Here is a 280-nt window from a genome sequence, read left to right as displayed (position 1 = left end):
TGGGCGATCAACTGGCGCAGGCGACGCATCAGCTGGTTGTGTTCGTAGTCAGCGATATCTTTGTTATCGAGCTGTTTTAAACAGGCGTTCACTTCCACCATTTTGTGGATCAGTGTACGACGGGTAATTTCGGTTGGGTGAGCCGTGAGGACCAGTTCCAGCGACAGCGATTCCACTGCTTTTTTGATGGTGTCTTCGCTCAGTTCCGGCTGGTTTTTCAGTTTACGCAGGGTGCGGTCGATCACTTCCGGGTTGCTGGCAGCTTCGCCTTTCGGCGAAA

The 280-nt window shown here is 52.9% G+C and carries 1 protein-coding gene; it reads right to left on the bottom strand.

The window, feature by feature from the left end:
- On the bottom strand, positions 1-245 hold a 245-nt coding region (locus SB756_RS29485), incomplete at its 3' end, for a phosphoenolpyruvate carboxylase (protein WP_410913100.1).
- Positions 246-280 lie beyond the last annotated feature (35 nt).

Origin of the sequence: Pseudomonas sp. SIMBA_068, assembly GCF_046534705.1 — a bacterium.
Classification (GTDB): domain Bacteria; phylum Pseudomonadota; class Gammaproteobacteria; order Pseudomonadales; family Pseudomonadaceae; genus Aquipseudomonas; species Aquipseudomonas putida.
This window is presented reverse-complemented; position numbering and strand designations above follow the sequence as displayed.